Genomic DNA, 18,006 nt, shown 5'->3' with positions numbered 1-18,006 from the left:
CTCTGCCTGGGTGGAGAAATCCCTCCAAGTAAGCCGAGTCGTGGAAAGAGGAAGCCCAAAGAGCGATCTTTGGAATCCTCGTACCTTTAGGTCGAGGAGGATGTCAACTCTTAGACAAGACTTACACAATGAGGTAGATTACGTTTTAAGCGAAACTGACAATACTACGATAAACCCTCCCCTGCACTGGAGAGTCAAGGAGAACCAAAAAAATTAATATTTTCTGCGGGTCAGACAAAGCTGAAAGTTAGCAATTGCGCTTGTAGGAAGCCAGTCAGTCTGCTTTTCTGAGATTTTGCAGCATTTTTATATAGCTTTCAAAATATGAAGCTTTTCAAAGCAGTTGTGTTGGGAGACAATCTATCAAAGCGATAGGACTGGGTAAAGGTTATAAATCAAAAAATGGACGTACAACAAATTGCACAGCTGTTTGTAAACGGGATTGCGGTAGGTAGTATCATTGCTCTGGCAGCAGTCGGTTTAACGCTGACCTATGGAATCTTGCGGCTAGCCAACTTCGCTCACGGTGACTTTATGACGCTGGGAGCTTATCTGGCTTGGGTAGTAAATACGAGTGGAGTAAATATCTGGTTGGCGCTGATTTTTGGTGCGATCGTAACGGTAGCCGGAATGGTGCTGTCAGAAAAGCTGCTGTGGTCGCCGATGCGAGATCGCCGTGCTACTTCTACCACTTTAATGATCCTATCTATAGGATTGGCCTTATTTATCCGCAACGGTATTATCTTCATCTGGGGAGGTAGCAACCAATCCTATGCTTTACCTGTTGCAGATGCGATCGACATTTTCGGTGTCAGAGTCGCTTTCTACCGGATCGTCGTCGTAATTTTAGCTATTTTGGCAATTGTGTCACTGCACTTGTTATTGCAGAATACCAAAATCGGCAAAGCGATGCGAGCCGTCGCAGATAATGTTGACTTAGCTCGCGTCACTGGTATCAATGTCGATCGCGTCGTGATTTGGACTTGGGCGATCGCTGGCACTTTAACCGCTTTAGGTGGCGGTATGTACGGCCTGATTACGGGAATTCGGCCTAATATGGGATGGTTTTTGATCTTGCCGATGTTTGCCTCTGTAATTCTGGGTGGAATTGGCAATCCTTACGGTGCGATCGCAGGTGCTTTCGTCATTGGTATAGCCCAGGAAGTTACCGCCGGCATCGGTCAACAATTCAGCATTCCCTTTTTAGGGCCAGAATATAAACTCGCTGTAGCGCTAGTCATCATGGTAATAGTGCTGCTCGTTCGTCCCCAAGGTTTGTTCAAAGGCACGCTCTGAGCAGCACCGATTGTCAAAAAATGTCGGTGTTATACCAGAATATGGAAATAATAGGCTGCTACCAAGAAGTTGATACCTAACAGCAGTAGAAACCAAGCTGTACGAAACGGATAGGGGCCTTTTGTGCTAGGACGAGTTGCATTAGTCGTTTTTGGGACTTTAGCAGTCATAGGCTGTTCTCCTAATTTGGTTTTGGTGATTGATCAACAAATACCAAAGATCGATCCCCAATAACACAACATCCGAGAAAGATTTGTAAATTTGTAAGGTATGCCTCAAGTTGCAAATCTTGAGGCTGTTTCCCTTAAGCAGTCTCACTCGCGTGGTAGGAACTGCGGACGAGTGGCCCGGAACGAACGTGAGAAAAGCCCATTTCCTTGGCGATCGTACCCAAACGATCGAATTCTGTCGGTGTCCAGTACTTCTGCACCGGCAGGTGTTCCAGAGAGGGACGCATATATTGACCCAAGGTGATGCGATCGCACCCCACAGCCCTTAAATCTGCCATTGTCTCGATTACTTCTGCTTCCGTTTCCCCATGTCCCAGCATTAACCCGGATTTGGTGGGAATTGTGGAGTCGAGTTGTTTGACAATCTGGAGGACGGCGAGAGTGCGATCGTACTTAGCCCCTCGCCGCACCGGTGCTTGCAGCCGTCGCACCGTTTCAATATTGTGGTTGTAACAAGCCGGCTTTGCCTTCACCACCGTAGCAATCCGTTGATGCTGTTTTTCTTCTGGCGTAAGCTCTGCATCTCCTTGACCGCCCCAAAAGTCTGGTGTCAGCACCTCTATTTGCGTCTGGGGATTTAACTCGCGGATAGCCCCCATTGTCACCGCAAACCAACCCGCTCCCCCATCTGCCAAATCGTCTCGCGCCACGGAAGTCAGCACCACATAGCGCAAACCGAGCAACTGCACTGATTCGGCCACCTTTTGGGGTTCTTGAGGATCTAAAGGCATGGGCGCGTGACCTTTATCTACTTGACAAAAAGCACAAGCTCTGGTACAGGTCGGCCCCATCAGTAGGAAAGTCGCTGTTTTTTGGGAATAGCACTCACCCCGATTGGGACAGCGCCCTTCTTCACAAATGGTGTGAATCTGGCGCTGCTTAATAATGCGCTGCACAGTTGAGATTTCACTGGCTTTACCGATACCTCGACTTCGCAACCAAGCCGGCATAGCCTCAATTTCAGATTTCATTTGGGTATTGGCTTTTGCGGTTATATCTGTACGATTAGCTTCAGATGCCATAGAACTTAAGTATTTATGCTGAAAAACAAGGTCCTAGCACTTTTAAAAATTAGTCTGCCTCAAATTGTAGAGCGTTGGCTAAACTGGTATGGCAATCGTATGTCACCTGAGACTCTTATGCGATCGACGCCATCAGAATTTACTCCCGCCATCGCCGCACTTGCGCTGATGTCAGACAAAGTGCTGCTAGGGTGGGCAAGGAACTGGTAGTATGGGTGCGTAGACATAGAAATATTGGTCTTAATAGACAATTTCAATTGTCCGTATCGAGACTAAAGCTTGTGAGTGTGGGAGGTTTTCATATACTTAAATTCCCTTGGGAAAGTAAAACGTCGTTCGCTGGTAAGCTGAAAAAAGGCTAATACAGTCTATCCAAACGCGGCCCATCTCATCGTGTTTGCCAGGATTCGGTTGTTAGCGGCAAAAAATACTTGCCTCGATCGGACAGCCGATACAACACAAAAACCCAACCCGTGTTAGCGCTGCGGTGTCTAGCACAGTAAAGAAGCCCACACGATAGCATTAGTTTTAGAAAAAAATCACTGTTCCCGCAGAGGAATCGGTCGTGCCTAACAAAATACTCGTTATAGACGACAGCGGAGTCATCCGAAAAACCGTAAAAGATATGTTACCTGCGGGTAAATTTGAGATCGTCGAAGCCAAAGACGGCGTAGAAGGACTCAATTTAATCCGCAAGGAACGTCCGAACTGGATTATGTTGGATTTCATCCTGCCAAAGAAAAGTGGTTGGGACGTTTTTCAGGAAATCGAAAAACAACCAGAGCTCCGGACGATTCCTTTAGTGGTAATGTCAGGCCGTAAAGACGAAGTTACTAAAGAAATTCCGGAACCATTTGAATTTTTTGAGTTTCTGGCAAAGCCATTTGACCAGAAGCAGCTGATGGCAGCGCTGAAAACCGCCCTAGACAAGTCGAAAAAACGTCCCGCAGCAGCAGCAGCACCTGCGGCGAAAGCAGCTCCAGCTAGTGCAGCTCCAGCTAGTGCAGCAGCGCCGGCAACTGCGGCCACTGACGGAGCGGCAACAGTTGAAATCCAAGCTCTGAAACAGCAAATGGCCAAGATGCAGGCTGAGATTGATGGACTGAAGAAGCAAAATGCTCAGATCATGGCTTTCCTTCAGAAGCTGAAAAAGTAGTCGCTGGCGTGTAAAGCCGATTTTGTGCGTTTAGAGAAACCGGGTTTTTTTGGTGGGTAGCTTTTGTTGTTACTAGCCAAGAAAAACCCGGTTTCTGGCATTACTCGACCGATGCGGTGACAGCAGGAACCTACCTGCCTACCCAGAAGGGAAGGGGGCCAAAAGGAGATTACAGAGAAAACTTGTAAGCCAATAGCATTGGTGGCAATTTGGCAATTCATCCTTTAGGATGGGGAAAAATAAGGGACTTAGTTTTAGCAAATCTAGGCCCAAAGCCAGAGCGCTCTTCACGGTAGCACGATATGACTTTCTTGCAGGGACAACCTCTCCAAGTTGGGCAAATTGTAGGCGGACATTACCGAATTATCAAACTGCTAGGTGAGGGTAGCTTTGGCGAAACCTACCTGGCGGAAGACACTCAAGCAATGGATAAAAAGTGCGCGGTTAAACGCCTGACCTTTGTCAGTAACAACCCAAACACTTTCAACAAAGCCAAAGATTTATTTAAACGCGAGGCGTCAGTCTTACACAAATTAACCAATCCGCCCACAAATAACCAAATACCGCAATTTTTTGCCCATTTTGACGATAATCAAGAGTTTTATTTAGTCCAAGAATTGATTGAGGGACATACTCTCAGGGATGAATTACAGCGAGTCAGAACGCTTCCAGAAGAGGAAGTTGTGGAATTATTGGAAGATGTGCTGAAGGTTCTGGAATATATTCACAGTCAAGGGATTATACATCGGGATATTAAGCCGGAGAATTTGATGAGACGAAATCGGGACAAGAAAATAGTCCTGATTGATTTTGGTGCGGTGAAGGAAGTAGTGGCGCGATCGATTTTCCAAAATTCGCCACAGAAAGGAACACAAATTCACACACCAGGATATGCACCCAAAGAACAACGTCAAGGGGATGCGAAACCAAACAGCGATATTTACGCGCTGGGAATGACAGCAATTGAAGCTTTGACAGGATTAGACCCAGAAAAATTACCGACAGATCCTCGTACAGGTGAAGTTGTTTGGCGGGATCGAGTGCAGGTAAATAATGGGTTGGCAAAGATTTTAGAGCAAATGGTGCGGGATGATTGGCAAAAGAGGTATCGATCGGCTTCTGAGGTATTGGAAGAGGTGGAAAAGTTTAAAAATACTTTGATAGTAGCGCCGGGACAAGGACAATCTGGGGGGAGAAGTCAACCAGTTCCAGTAGGAGTGACTGGGGGAAAACCCAAACAAAACGGATGGTTAGAATCTACTCCTATATGGTTAATGTTCGCAATATTAGCACCCATAGTAGCGGTAGGGGCTTTGGTTATAGCCTTTATGGTTTTCAAATCGTTTGGAATTACTGGCCCAACTGTCTCTGATTCGCCCAGTCCAACTCCTACTTCGCCAAACCCCGATCCGCCTTGTAGCGATATATTCTGCCGCCCTCAGTCTAGTCAAAAGTAAACAAATTAAACTTTTATGTAGTACAGTTGCTACAAAAGAAAGTTGGTGGTATCGTAAAATAGAATAGCTTTTTTTCTAACTCAGAAAACTTTTATTCAAATAAGGAGGTAGCTGAAAAGTGAGACTAATAAATCGTGTCAAGGCATTGATAGTCTCTGTTTTGATAGGAGGGTCTTTTGCTGGATTTACACTCAGTCCAGCTATCGCTCAAAAAACAGTAAATTTTACCTGTGAAACTATTGGGGGTACGCCAGTAACATTCGCCAGAATTAATCAAGGTGAATCGAGACAATTTATCCGTTGGACATCACCTTTTGGTAGCGCCGTTGGCTATACTCCGCAAACAAGATGTGCAGAGGTAACAGGAAGATTGAATACCTCTTTCAGTCAAGGAGGTCAGTATATAACTCATGGGCGGATGAATAACCAAAATGTCATTTGTTTTACCAATTATAAGGGTAATGGCTGTAATCAATTGTTTTACACCTTAAAACCAGAAGATGACCCCAAAGCAGTCTTGGAAGATTTGTTTGCACTCAATAACAACAACTTCGCAGGTCGTCCGCGCCGGGAAGCACCTTGCTCTACTTATGTTAACATTAATGATATTCTAGCAGGCAAGCGCGTTGTTGCGGAGGAAGTTTGCGCCCGGTAGTTTACATAATCTTTGGTCTAAATGAGATTTGCTTCAACTTTGCCACTAATTTTAGCCTGTATAGGTAGTCTATTTTTAGAACTACCCGTGCAGGCTTTAGTTTCTTCCAATTCAGATAAAACTCCTACGCCAACTGTTTCACCTACTCAATCAGTAGCACTACCAGAAGGTATAATACGTGATAAAGCTAGATTGATTTCGGTAAGAGTCTTATCGGTCGATCGTAAAGAATGGAATGCTAATACTATAGGAACTTTTGAAGTTAGCGGATCGGGAATTTTGTTGAAAGTAAATACTGTAAAAACATCGCCACATTTACCGTACCTATATCTAGTTCTCACCAATGATCATGTAGCAAAGTCATCAACTAAAGAGTCTTATATCCAAACACATGATGGCTTAATTCATAAAGGATTTCTACACCCTGCAAAATTTGATGCAGATCTAAGACTGTTGTATTTTTATAGTCCTTATCGCTATGAAACAGCTACACTAGGTAAATCATCTAATTTAAAAGAAAATGAAAAAATATATGTTGCTGGATTTCCATGCCAACTAACTTCCCGCGAAATGTCATGTCCAGCTGAATTCACATTTACACAGGGAGAAGTTTTTATATTTGATCAACTTTTAGTTGACGGTTATCAAATTGGATATACCAATGAAACTAAGGAAGGAATGAGTGGAGGAGCGGTTTTAAACACTCAAGGCCAAGTAGTAGCTATCAATGGTAGAGGAAAAGCCGAATCGAATAATTCTCAGTACAGCTACGCAGATGGTTCTGGTAGTCCTGAAATAACTCAACAGAAGTCTTTAGCATTAGGAATTCCTATTAAAACTTATTTAAATAATGCTCCTACAAATCCATTTGATAAACTATCACCACCTAAAGGAGTTGAATATGTATACTATACTCAGCAAACCTCGAATAGTAATAACGGGGAAGGAAATAAAAATCAATTTAATCTCACGAATTTGGATTTTATAAGAGTATTGGCAGGTATAATTTTATTATTAATATTATTAATATCATTAATCGGGATTTTAATGTTAATAAATCAGCCAAAAGGAAGAAAAATAAGCCATAAAAGTAAAACAACAAATGATTCAAGAAAAGGTAAAAATTCTACAAATGAAAATCATAAACCAACTCAATCAGTTTACCAATTATTATATGCTTTAAACGAAGAACAAATTAAATTAGGGGCAAAAACATCAGATGATATAGCCCAATTAATATACCTAGTAAAATTAATTACTCCAACTAATCAAAATTTAAAACAAGCGGATTTAAAAGATGATAATCAGGTAGTTGATCCCAATGATACTCAACAATAATCCTAAACATTCATTACACATAAAACATGATTACTTCTCCAATAAACCGATTATTACTGATTATTTCTGGAATTCTGATTGTGAGCATATCAGGGTGTTCTTCTCCACAGCAAAAAGTTACTGTCTCTATCAGCGGAAGATCTACTGGCTCTGGGTTCATCGTAGCTAAAAGTAATGATACTTACTATGTTCTTACATCTAAGCACGTTGTTGGTATCCCGCCTGGTCAGATAGATGATAAATATAAAGTGAAGACATTTGATGGAAGAGAATATGAGATAAATTATGAAAAATTGCGCCCGGATTCAAAATTTGACCTAGCAATTATAGAATTTACCGCTAAAGGTAAAAACTACACAGTTGCCACCATATCAAATTTAGAATCTTTGCCTAAAGGTATAACAGTTTATATCTCTGGATGGAAGGATTGCTTAAAAGAACGTAAATATGAGTTTAACGAAGGAAAGGTTTCTAAAATTCTGTTATCAAAAAGTGACATTTCAAAAATTAGTGATGATCCCGATTATAAAGAAGAAGATTATAATGAGGGTTACATAGTAAACTACACCAATCCAACTATTAGGGGAATGAGTGGAAGTCCAGTCTTTGATAAAAAGGGTCGGGTGGTAGCTATTCATGGAAAGCCGGGGCATGATAAAGAAAACCCTGCTATACTGACAAAATGCCCAGCTTTAGATGAAAGTTTTGGTAATAATTGGGGTATTCCCATCAAGAATTTTTTAAAGTCGAGCATAGCCTCAAATTTACAGTTAAAAATAGACCAAAGTGCTGGTGAACTTCAGACATCACCAACAACAAGTAATGGAAACAAGCAACCAGAACCTTCAGGGGATATTTTCAAGCGTCCTGAATAGTAATATGGAATGAAGAAATGCGATCGACTTCTTCTTGTCACCATTTCCACCATCCGGACAGTTGCTAGCGCTTTGGCATCGGTGGGTAGCATCGCAGGCGCGGGATACTTCACCTCCAGATAGTCAAGAATTGCTAAGGATTCGACGATCGTGAAATCGTCATCGACTAAAACTGGAATGTGGTGGAAAGGATTAAGGGCGAGAAAATCCGGTTGCAACTGATCGCCATTCAGCTCCATCTTCAGCAGTTCAAACGGGATCTGCTTTTCTAGCAGCGTAATCCAGACACGGCGAGAGTTTGGGGAAATGGGGGTGTGATAAAGTTTAAGCATCGTTTTTGCTAGATCGCACTTTAGGCCGATTTTTATTTCTAGTTAAATTTCCAGCATTGTGGTATAATTTACAGAAAAATTTTTATTTTCAATTGATAAATTTTCGCCTGTTTACCTAAAAATAATTTTAGATCCAAATAAGCAAAATAAGCTTCCGATCGCGATTGTCGATCGCATTCCAGGATAAAATTAAATTAGATAGGGCTTTTATTTGCGTTCGCCCTGATAAACGCAGGCTTTTTGCGAAATTACGGACAGATAGGTTTTTTATTCTTAGTAACCAATATCCTACTTAAGACTGATGTAGATTACTAATAAATTTTCAACCTTTGTGGGATAACCGACGAGAAAGTTTGCTGAAGTTATAGCTGTTTGGGATCGCATTCAAGATTGAGGCAAAAAAAATGATATCAGAAACCAATAAACCAGCAGAAAAAGCTGATGCTGACAATTTGGATGATTCCGGTTTCTTAACCCCTGAAACTGGTTCAGATACTGCTGACGCGGATTATAATATCGATCTCCCAGTTTCCGAAGCCGATCGCACCGAAGAGGACGACAAAGCTGCTGAGCGTCAGAAAAGAATTATGAGCCGCATCCCCCAATAAGTCCAGTTAGCCTTGTAATTAACCGAGATCGGGAATAGATCGCCAGCAAGGTTATCATTATAAACAGTTAAGTTATGTAATGAACCTTGACTGCAACCTACAGAGCCACAGAAATCCTGACCCAGCCAACCGCTTGGCACCCGCTTACTCCGATCTGGGAGGGAGGAGAAGCAATTATTCAACAAGGATTGCCGCACACTCAGCTGGCACCAACATGGCAAATGTTTCTGCTGGGAGACGGTTCTCCAACGCGCCACCTGCAATTGCTCACTGGGGAGAAGATAGAAGTAGATGTGATTGATATGTCTGCCATTGCGATGGACTCGGATGGCGCACCCGCACAAATGGAAGTCGTGCCGGGGCCACGCATACGACGACAGGTATGGTTACGCAAGGCTTCTGGAGAACGGTTGGCTTATGCTGCTTCTTGGTGGGAAGCTAGCCATGTGGATGAATACTTGCAAAATCGCTCTTTGCCAATTTGGGCCAGTTTGGAACGCCTGCGAACTGAGTTATATAGAGATGTGCAAGGAATTTATTACGGTCGATCGTCTGCCTTAGAGACTGCATTTGGATATGAGGGGCCGTTTTGGGGCCGTCACTACTTATTTTGGCATCACAGACAGCCCCTAACGCTTATTTATGAAGTTTTTTCCCCTTATTTAACCAAGTATCTTGGCCCAATGCAGATGGATGGATAGTCGGTAGCGCCGCTACGCCAAGTCAAAAGTCAAAAGGAAGGAGAGAGAGGGAAAAGGGAAAAGATTTATTCTCCCGTGTCCCCGCACCCCCACTCTCCCTCTTCTGTAGCCCTCAATGCTATAACTATCAACTTGAGTTACTTAAACGCTGGCAACTTTTTCCAGGATCAGTTTAGAGCGTTTGACAGGCTCCGGAACTGAGATGGGATAATCGCCAGTGAAGCAGGCAGAGCAGAAACTTTGGGGGTCTTCTCCAGTTGCTTTGAGCATCCCTTCGCGGCTGAGATATGCCAATGAATCAACATCGATTTGCTTAGCAATTTCAGCGACAGATTTGGTAGCGGCAATCAATTGGTCTTGACTGTCAGTATCGATGCCGTAGAAGCAAGGGTGAGTGACTGGCGGGGATGAAATTCGCATATGCACTTCGGTTGCACCCGCATCGCGCAATGCCTTGACGAGTTTGCGGCTGGTAGTTCCCCGGACGATCGAATCATCGACAATCACAATCCGCTTCCCACCCAAAACATCTTTAAGAGGATTGAGTTTCATACGGATACCGGTTTCCCGCATTTTCTGAGTAGGCTGAATGAAAGTCCGACCCACGTAGCGATTTTTAATCAGACCTTCAGCGTAGGGAATGCCGGAAGTTTGCGAATAACCAATCGCAGCAGGAATGCCAGAGTCGGGTACGCCGATTACAATGTCGGCATCAATTGGTGATTCTTCTGCCAGGTGACGCCCCAGTCGCAGCCGATAGCTGTACAGGCTCTCGCCTTCCATAATGCTATCTGGGCGTGCGAAGTAAATCATTTCAAAGATGCAAAGTTTGCGCTTTGGCTGTTGCGTCCAGTGGAAGGAAGCCAGTCCGGCATCTGTGATCCAAACCAATTCTCCCGGTTCTACATCGCGCAGGTATTCGGCTCCAATTATATCTAAGCCGCAGGTTTCGGAGGAGAGGACGTAGCGTTTGGTACGCCCATCTTCGCCTGTGTCGATCGTACCTATTACCAAAGGACGAATACCGTTAGGGTCGCGGACGCCCATGATACCTACTGGAGTGCCGATCGTTAAACTAAAGGCTCCCCGACACCTATGGAAGGCGCGAATCGCACCTTCCAGCCAGTCATAGCCCGCATTTACTTCTTCGGCGATCGCATGGGCAATCAACTCTGAATCCGTTGTACTGACTAAATTACAGTTACTTTCCAGCAACTCTTCCCGCAGAACTGCCGTATTGACAAGATTCCCGTTATGTGCTAAAGCCAATGAACCCAGACGAGTTTCCACAACTGCGGGCTGAGCATTAACAACGCGACTGGAACCGGTGGTAGAGTACCGGGTGTGACCCACAGCCAAATTACCAGGAAGATTTTTGAGGATAACTTCGTTGAAGACTTGGGACACCAACCCCATTTCTTTGTGCAAATGCACGCGATCGCCTTCAAAAGTGGCAATGCCTGCCGATTCTTGACCTCGGTGCTGCAAAGCGTACAGCCCAAAATAAGTTAATTTAGCGACATCTTCTTCCGGTGCTAAGATGCCAAAAACACCACAGGCTTCCTCTGGTTTATCGATTCTTGCCTCGTCGCTCATGCCAGGATAGTCGTCACAGGAGAAGGGATCGTTGGGGATCATGCTACGGCTTTGCTCCTAATAGGAATTTTGAGTCAGAGGTATCGCTCTTAAGAGAGAGATTAACAAAAGTTTACCCATCTTAAACAGCTCTTAACAAGACCGATTTTTGGAGTAGGGGAGGGTTTTTGCTCCCATTATTAACCGAAGTCGCCCCTACTGCGGTCTGGACTATTTGTACTGAAACACTCAATAAAAGAGAACTGGGCTCATTGGCTAAATACTTAAACGCCGTTCGATCGCGTGAAAGGAGCGATCGCACACGTCCGTAATGGTAACGTCGATTAAGGGTCGATCGTCTGCCGTAATTACCCGTAAATGGGCATCGGGATTACCGACTTGACCGATTTTTTGCCAATTCTCGCTCAGTTGCTCCTTCAAATAGGATTCCCAGATTTCCGATCGATCTTGCGCTACCGACACAATAATTCTTGCGCCGCCTTCCCCGAATAGAAGACAATCCCAGCGCACAGAATCTGATGAACTAACTCCTAAATTAATTTCGGCACCTAACTTACCGCCAATGCAAGCTTCCGAGAGTGCAATCACCAATCCTCCTTCAGCGCAATCGTGAGCCGATCGCACCCAACCTTGACGAATTCCTTCCCGACAGGCAGCTTGCACGCGGCGTTCCAACTCAAAGTCTATCAGTGGAGGAATTCCGGCGACAACACCGTGAATTGCAGCTAAGTACTCGGAAGCAGCCAATGTTATCTCTCTTGTGGGGCGGGCATCCTGCCCGCCTTCTGTTTGTGACAGGCGAGACGCCTGTCCCACAAGAGGTTGTCCCAGCAGATAAATTAAATCTCCGGCTTGTTGCCAAGCTTGACCGCAAATCTTGGTAATATCGGGAATCAATCCCACCATTCCCACCACAGGCGTGGGATAGATAGGCTGGGGATTACCATCGCTATCGAGCGTTTCGTTGTAGAGGGAAACATTACCACCAGTGACGGGTGTACTAAATTCCCGACAAGCTTCCGCGATTCCCCGACAAGCTTCTGCCAGTTGCCAATATCCGACAGGCTTTTCCGGACTGCCGAAATTGAGGTTATCCGTAACTGCCAAAGGTTCTGCCCCCACACAGCTGAGGTTGCGTGCAGCTTCGGCGACAACTGCTTTAGCACCTTCGTAGGGATTGAGATAAACGTAACGGGAATTGCAATCAACAGTTGCAGCAACTCCCAATTTTGGATTTTGAATTTCCGTTTTTGGATTGGGAAGTTCTTCAGCGGGGCGAATTCGGACAACTGCGGCATCGGCACCACCGGGTAAAATGACAGTATTGTTCTGCACTTGATGATCGTACTGACGATAAACCCAACGTTTAGATGCAATCGTGGGATTATCCAAAAGTGTGAGCAGGATATCGTTCCAACTTTTCAAATTACCTTCAATTTCGATCCCACCTATACTGCAAGCAGGTAGAGATTGATCTGTCCATTCCCAAGCTTTGCGGGCGTATTCTGGAGGTTGTGCCAGTAACTCGCGATGATAAATTGGTGTGTTATCCGCTAATGCAGTAGCGGGAATTTCAGCTGCCACTTTACCTTGGAACAAAATTCGCGCAATTGGTTCTGAAATTACCTCTCCCGCTACTACCGCGTGCAGCCCCCAACGATGGAAAATATCAATTAATTCCTGTTCGCGTCCTTTATGGGCAACAAACAGCATCCTTTCTTGGGATTCTGACAGTAAATATTCGTAGGGAACCATACCGCTTTCCCGCACTGGGATTTTATCTAAATCCAGTTCTATTCCCACACCGCCTTTTGCTGCCATTTCCGAAGTAGAACAGGTAATTCCTGCTGCACCCATATCTTGTGCGGCGACAACCGCACCTGTTTTAAAAGCTGCCAAACAAGCTTCGATCAGAGATTTTTCTAAGAAAGGATCTCCCACTTGCACGGCGGGTCGATCGTCCATCGATTCATCGCTAAGTTCCGCACTGGCAAAACTTGCGCCTCCCATCCCATCTCTTCCCGTGGTAGAACCGACATAAAGTACGGGATTGCCGATTCCTACTGCACCAGATTTGACAATATCTTGGGTTTCCATCAACCCCAATGCCATCACGTTAACTAAGGGATTTCCGGAATAAGCAGGATCGAAATAAACTTCGCCGCCAACTGTGGGTACTCCCACACAATTATGAGTAACTATACCGGAATTGGTAACGAAAAGATGAGTATTATCTACCTCAACATCGTAGACATCGCATTCATCAACGTTATTAGTTTCTATGCTTTTAATCTTGACAAAAGCGACATCATCTGATGATTGCCGAAAACGCGGAAACGAATATTTTGTTCCGTTATACCGAGTTAAAGCTGTGGCTAACTCGACAGTGCGTTCTTCGCTAAAAACATTAGCTAATGCTGTCAATCCGGCAAAGTTGCAAACTTCCAATTGCCACAAGGGTAGGCGCTGATGAGTGCGTCCTTCGATTTGTCCTTGACTGGCAAGACGGTGATAAATTAGTGGAATAGCGCCCTGATTTTGAATCAGAGTTATTGCTTGCTCAAATAATTTGTGACTGGTCGTAGCAAAGGCAATTTTGGTATGACTGCCTTTGGTGCGCGTTGTTAGAGAACCATCACCGCGCAGCAAACCTTTGAGTGCTTCCCTCTGTAAATTTCGAGGCCAATGGAAGACAAAAGCAGGAAAAGCCTTATTGCTTGCTTTTTTACCACAGTGCCAAACGTTTTTCAATAGGTGTCCGAGCAACCAGGAAGTTGCGTACACAGCAATAGTGGAAGCGCGTTTTTCTACGTAGCCTTTCAATCCCAAACGTTTTAGACCATCCAATACGTCATTAACGTATTCGATTTCGTGGTGAGCAAAGGTGAAAATGATTTTATCGGTATTCCCGTTTTGGGATACACATCCCTCAGAGAGATAGTAGCCAAGTAAACGTGCAAATAGCTCATCTGGCTGGATGACTGCTTTCATGTAGTTAGCTTTACCACTTTTGCGGTAAAGCCATATATCCCTACGGGAAACGTTGAGCAGTGGTTCCAAACTCAGAAAATGTTGCAGGGGGAGTAAGCCTTTTTTCAAGTAGCGGCAACGATTACTTGCACAAGATTCGAGCAATTGTAAAGCTGCACGAACAATATCCGTTGCCTGCCAATTTGGAGGCAAAGCTACATAAACGTCTTTACTGTGCGCCTCATCCAAGGTGCTAAGTAAATCTAGTGGCGGAATATCCTCGCTGTCCGAGAAAGGGAAATTGGTAAGTATGGGAATTTCATCGCCAACGCTTAAAGATAGTGCTGGCAGTATGTCCAACTCGCCGTTACGTCGAATGAAACTGGGATGATCTGGCGTGACCCTGAGAGTACGGCCTAAACTTGTACGAATAGTTACAAGTTTATTGCTGCGTCGCTTGAAAATACGTCGCACTGGTTGCCAGCAACTTTGCAGAGTGTCGGGGTCTATGGAGAGGGTTTCTACAGAGGTAGTAGCATCTAATTCTACGGTTGTTTTGCCCGATGGTAACCGCGATTCCACAAAGTTTCCGATTGTATCAAAATGGACGCCGTTCTCGTCGCGCCAGATAAATGTCTCGTTGGCGACTAAGCAATTTCCATAATGGGATATTCCCGAAACTACGCCGCTGAACAACCTTCTGGTACGCGCATCTTCCAGAGAACCGAAGCGAAGGGAATTCAATAGGGCGATCGGTCTAGCACCCATTGTAAAGATATCGCGCAGAATACCACCAACGCCTGTGGCTGCACCTTGAAACGGTTCGACTGCTGAGGGGTGGTTGTGAGATTCTATTTTAAAGGCGAGTCTGATTCCGTCACCTAAGTCTACCACTCCGGCGTTTTCTCCGGGGCCGACGAGGATGCGATCGCCTGTGGTGGGAAACTGTTTGAGTAGGGGTCGGGAATTCTTGTAGCAGCAGTGTTCCGACCACATGACGCCAAACATTCCCAACTCAGCTTTGTTGGGATGGCGACCGAGACGGTTAACGATTTCTTGATACTCTTCAGGTTTGAGTCCTTCAGCGGCGATTTCTTCAGGAGAGAAAGGAGAAGTGGTAGACATGGAACCCTTGCAGTAATAGCACAGGCTTAATTTTATCGATTATTGTCCTGTTTCGTGCAATCTTTTCGTATTTGGCGAATTCAGTTGTACAGAATCAGGATGGCAAACTAAGTACGTTCTTTAAATTACTCTAAATATCGTTAGTGTTCTACTTTGCTTTGTTTACATATTTCCCTCATTAGCTAAATTTATCACCATAGGTACGGGAGAGCCAATAATCCCAAGGGCGACGCGATTTTGTTAAGGAAGAGATTAAAGAGCGATCGCACTTCCATATTGGGCAATTTGAAGTGCGATCGCTCTTAATCTAATCCCGATAAATTATCCTTTTGGCGGATCGCCAACTTCTGCACGAGAAACCCGTTTTACCGCTTCAATATCCAAACCAAGTCTTTCGGCTATTTGTGGGACAGTCAAACCCAATTGCAATAAAATGGGTACTGTTTCTAACTTGCCTTCTAACTTGCCTTCCTGTTTGCCGTCTTCCTTGGCTTCCTGATAAAATCTTGTCTCTTTTAGATCGCTTAATCCAAACATGGTTTCTATCTCCTGACGACTTAGTGCGGTAAACTTGTAAATCAAGACGCTCTCAATCAATTCTATAACTTTCCGTAAGAGAGCTTCATCCGACAGTTGCGTGCGTGCTTGTTGCAGGAGTCGATGAGTTAGTTCAACTGCGGTTTCTCCACTTCCAACTACTAGCTGTACTATTCCCAAGCTGAGGGATGAAGATGCTGTTTCCCCTAATTCATCGAGATATACAGATGTGATTTGCTGACTCATAAGCAAACCTCGATACTGCATTGGTACTCCATCGTCTAAATTGCGCCTTGCAAATATTGCTACTGCACGCCAGTCGTTAGCAGGTTTGTACTGACCCAAGTAGACAAATACTTCCGTTATAAATCGCCAGTAAAAGTCTGATTTTGGCTGAAACTGAACTTCGACAAAGTAAATGGGTTGTTGGGAAGCGCTTTCAGTTGGCAAAAACAAACCATCAAAGCTGCGAGCAAGTTCTTTGATTTCTCTGTAGGAAAATTCATAGCTATTAGCGAGCGATGGAGGTTCAGCGATGAGTTCAAATAGTAGGCTGGGGAAGGTTTGAAAAAGTTGATAGAAAATGGTATCGGTTCTCACAGTATTTGTCGCGTAGCGTGGCTGTTTTCCTGTTTTCTATTGTGACACGATTGAGATACGATCGGCTGGTTAATAACCTATAGGAAAAAAAAGCGATCGCTTGTCAAGACGATCGCTCTATTCCACTGTCACTTTTGCTATAAGCTGCTATTTTGGAGAGAGCGATCGCGATCGTCGCAAACACAAAATATTTTACTTTCCCAATTGCTAGTATGTAAATTGGTACAAATAGTTGGTATAGTTACTGTTATCGTTGTTCCACTACCCACTTCACTTTCGACTGCGATGCTACCGCCATGTAATTCCACCGCTCTTTTAACAATTGCCATTCCCAGACCCGTCCCAGAAAAGTTCAAAACATTGCTCGCTCTATGAAACGCTTCAAATAGGTGTTCCCGATCTTCTTTGGGAATACCTATGCCTCGATCTTTTATCCGAAAGTTTATTAGGTTTTTTTGGCAATCTAATTCAAAGAAAAGTGTGTTATTTTCAGGAGAATACTTAACAGCGTTTAACAGCAAATTCATCAAAATCTGCCTTAAAAGAGTTTTATTAGAAACTAAAGTAAGATTATTGCAATTATTCTGGAATGCTAGTTTGTGTGTAGTTTTCGTAATTGTTTTAACGTCCTCCCAAATGGATTCGCAAAAGCTTTTAAGTTCAAAGGCAGAGAAGTTAACTGTTGTTTTCTTTAATTCGGCTTTGCCAATTGCTATAAAACCTTCCAATAATTCGTTCATACTTTTAATATTTTCTGTGATTTTATCAAAATAATGTAATCTATCTTTTGTATTTAACTTATTTCCGTGTAGTTTTAGTAAATCGCTGGTTGCTATGATGATTGTTAGAAATGTCCGTAATTCGTGGCAGGCCATTGAAAAAAATCGAGCTTTGATGTTATTAATTTCTTTTTCTTTTGCAAGCTCCGCCTGCATCATTTCCTCAGAATGTTTGCGCTCGCTAATATCCTGCACATATCCTTCATAACCAACTATATCGCCGCTGCTATCATAAATAATTCTTACATTTTCAGAAATCCATATTATATTGCCATCTTTACGATATACTTGAGATTCAAATTGCCATACGATATTTCGCTTTTCCAATAATTCCATCAACTCGGTATAACGATTTGGCTTGACATATAGCTGCTCTTTGATATTTGTAATGTTCGCAATAAGTTCTGTAGGTGAATCATATCCGTATATGGAAGATAGCATTTGATTTGCTAGTAAGTATTCGCCACTGCTTGTAGCTTGAAACATACCTAAGAGGGCATTTTCAAAGATATTGCGATAATTTACTTCCGTTTCCTGTAATCTTTTTTCTAATCTCTCTCTTTTGCTAGAGATGCTGGGCGCTAATTCAGGTGTATTGTCTATCCTGTCGATAGTTTGATATTGATGTTCTACATTCAAAGACATTGGCTAAAACTCTCCGTAATTTAGGACACTAATTTTTTTAGTTTAAAATTCCGACTTGAGCTGTTGCCAATTTTACAAATGGCT

At 43.8% G+C, this 18,006-nt stretch carries 15 protein-coding genes and 1 pseudogene; 9 read left to right on the top strand and 7 right to left on the bottom strand.

What is annotated here, in order from left to right:
- The first annotated feature begins 402 nt into the window (after window positions 1-402).
- Window positions 403-1,296: a branched-chain amino acid ABC transporter permease gene (locus tag H6G03_RS06480; RefSeq protein ID WP_190463245.1), complete on the top strand. Its 894-nt coding sequence runs from the start codon at window positions 403-405 to the stop codon at window positions 1,294-1,296.
- Between the two features lie 29 nt (window positions 1,297-1,325).
- Here the strand turns inward: H6G03_RS06480 and psaX are convergent, their stop codons facing one another.
- Window positions 1,326-1,466, bottom strand: a complete 141-nt coding sequence (gene psaX / locus H6G03_RS06475) for a photosystem I protein PsaX (protein WP_190463243.1) — start codon at window positions 1,464-1,466, stop codon at window positions 1,326-1,328.
- Between the two features lie 134 nt (window positions 1,467-1,600).
- Window positions 1,601-2,548, bottom strand: coding sequence for a lipoyl synthase (gene lipA, locus H6G03_RS06470; RefSeq protein ID WP_190463242.1), 948 nt, complete (start codon window positions 2,546-2,548; stop codon window positions 1,601-1,603).
- Between the two features lie 15 nt (window positions 2,549-2,563).
- Here lipA and H6G03_RS06465 point away from each other — a divergent pair, with 15 nt between their 5' ends.
- From H6G03_RS06465 to H6G03_RS06440, 6 genes are all read left to right on the top strand, one after another.
- Window positions 2,564-2,758, top strand: coding sequence for a hypothetical protein (locus H6G03_RS06465; protein ID WP_190463240.1), 195 nt, complete (start codon window positions 2,564-2,566; stop codon window positions 2,756-2,758).
- A gap of 355 nt (window positions 2,759-3,113) precedes the next feature.
- Complete coding sequence (locus tag H6G03_RS06460; RefSeq protein ID WP_322111860.1) at window positions 3,114-3,704, top strand: response regulator; 591 nt, start codon at window positions 3,114-3,116, stop codon at window positions 3,702-3,704.
- Window positions 3,705-4,006: 302 nt separating this feature from the next.
- Entirely contained in the window at window positions 4,007-5,161 is a 1,155-nt protein-coding gene (locus tag H6G03_RS06455; protein WP_190463239.1) for a serine/threonine-protein kinase, read from the top strand.
- A gap of 118 nt (window positions 5,162-5,279) precedes the next feature.
- On the top strand, window positions 5,280-5,816 hold the full coding sequence (locus H6G03_RS06450; protein WP_190463237.1) for a COP23 domain-containing protein: 537 nt from the start codon (window positions 5,280-5,282) through the stop codon (window positions 5,814-5,816).
- A gap of 21 nt (window positions 5,817-5,837) precedes the next feature.
- The gene (locus tag H6G03_RS06445; RefSeq protein WP_190463235.1) at window positions 5,838-7,154 is read left to right on the top strand and encodes a S1 family peptidase; all 1,317 of its coding nucleotides are present in this window, start codon (window positions 5,838-5,840) and stop codon (window positions 7,152-7,154) included.
- A 26-nt stretch (window positions 7,155-7,180) separates the two neighbouring features.
- Window positions 7,181-8,029, top strand: a complete 849-nt coding sequence (locus H6G03_RS06440) for a S1 family peptidase (RefSeq protein ID WP_190463233.1) — start codon at window positions 7,181-7,183, stop codon at window positions 8,027-8,029.
- 35 nt (window positions 8,030-8,064) lie between these two features.
- Here H6G03_RS06440 and H6G03_RS06435 read toward each other — a convergent pair.
- Window positions 8,065-8,361 (bottom strand): annotated as a pseudogene (locus H6G03_RS06435) (glutathione S-transferase family protein); the annotation flags it as partial.
- 404 nt (window positions 8,362-8,765) lie between these two features.
- Between H6G03_RS06435 and H6G03_RS06430 the strand changes: the two are divergent.
- Together H6G03_RS06430 and H6G03_RS06425 are read left to right on the top strand one after the other, a co-directional pair.
- Window positions 8,766-8,969, top strand: coding sequence for a hypothetical protein (locus H6G03_RS06430; RefSeq protein WP_190463229.1), 204 nt, complete (start codon window positions 8,766-8,768; stop codon window positions 8,967-8,969).
- 86 nt (window positions 8,970-9,055) lie between these two features.
- Window positions 9,056-9,670 (top strand): chorismate lyase, encoded by a 615-nt coding sequence (locus tag H6G03_RS06425; RefSeq protein WP_190463227.1) that lies wholly within the window; start codon window positions 9,056-9,058, stop codon window positions 9,668-9,670.
- Window positions 9,671-9,811: 141 nt separating this feature from the next.
- On the opposite strand, the gene purF is transcribed toward H6G03_RS06425, so the two are convergent.
- The 4 genes from purF to H6G03_RS06405 form a co-directional block, all read right to left on the bottom strand.
- A complete protein-coding gene (gene purF, locus H6G03_RS06420; RefSeq protein ID WP_190463225.1) occupies window positions 9,812-11,308 on the bottom strand; it encodes an amidophosphoribosyltransferase in 1,497 nt (498 codons plus the stop codon).
- Window positions 11,309-11,521: 213 nt separating this feature from the next.
- Window positions 11,522-15,361, bottom strand: a complete 3,840-nt coding sequence (gene purL, locus H6G03_RS06415) for a phosphoribosylformylglycinamidine synthase subunit PurL (protein WP_190463222.1) — start codon at window positions 15,359-15,361, stop codon at window positions 11,522-11,524.
- A gap of 321 nt (window positions 15,362-15,682) precedes the next feature.
- Complete coding sequence (locus tag H6G03_RS06410) at window positions 15,683-16,498, bottom strand: Rpn family recombination-promoting nuclease/putative transposase (protein ID WP_190463220.1); 816 nt, start codon at window positions 16,496-16,498, stop codon at window positions 15,683-15,685.
- Between the two features lie 137 nt (window positions 16,499-16,635).
- On the bottom strand, window positions 16,636-17,922 hold the full coding sequence (locus tag H6G03_RS06405; protein WP_190463218.1) for a PAS domain-containing sensor histidine kinase: 1,287 nt from the start codon (window positions 17,920-17,922) through the stop codon (window positions 16,636-16,638).
- Window positions 17,923-18,006: the final 84 nt, after the last annotated feature.

Origin of the sequence: Aerosakkonema funiforme FACHB-1375, from assembly GCF_014696265.1 — a bacterium.
Classification (GTDB): domain Bacteria; phylum Cyanobacteriota; class Cyanobacteriia; order Cyanobacteriales; family Aerosakkonemataceae; genus Aerosakkonema; species Aerosakkonema funiforme_A.
The sequence above is the reverse complement of the archived record's forward strand: the minus strand, read 5'-3'. Positions and strand labels throughout refer to the sequence as shown.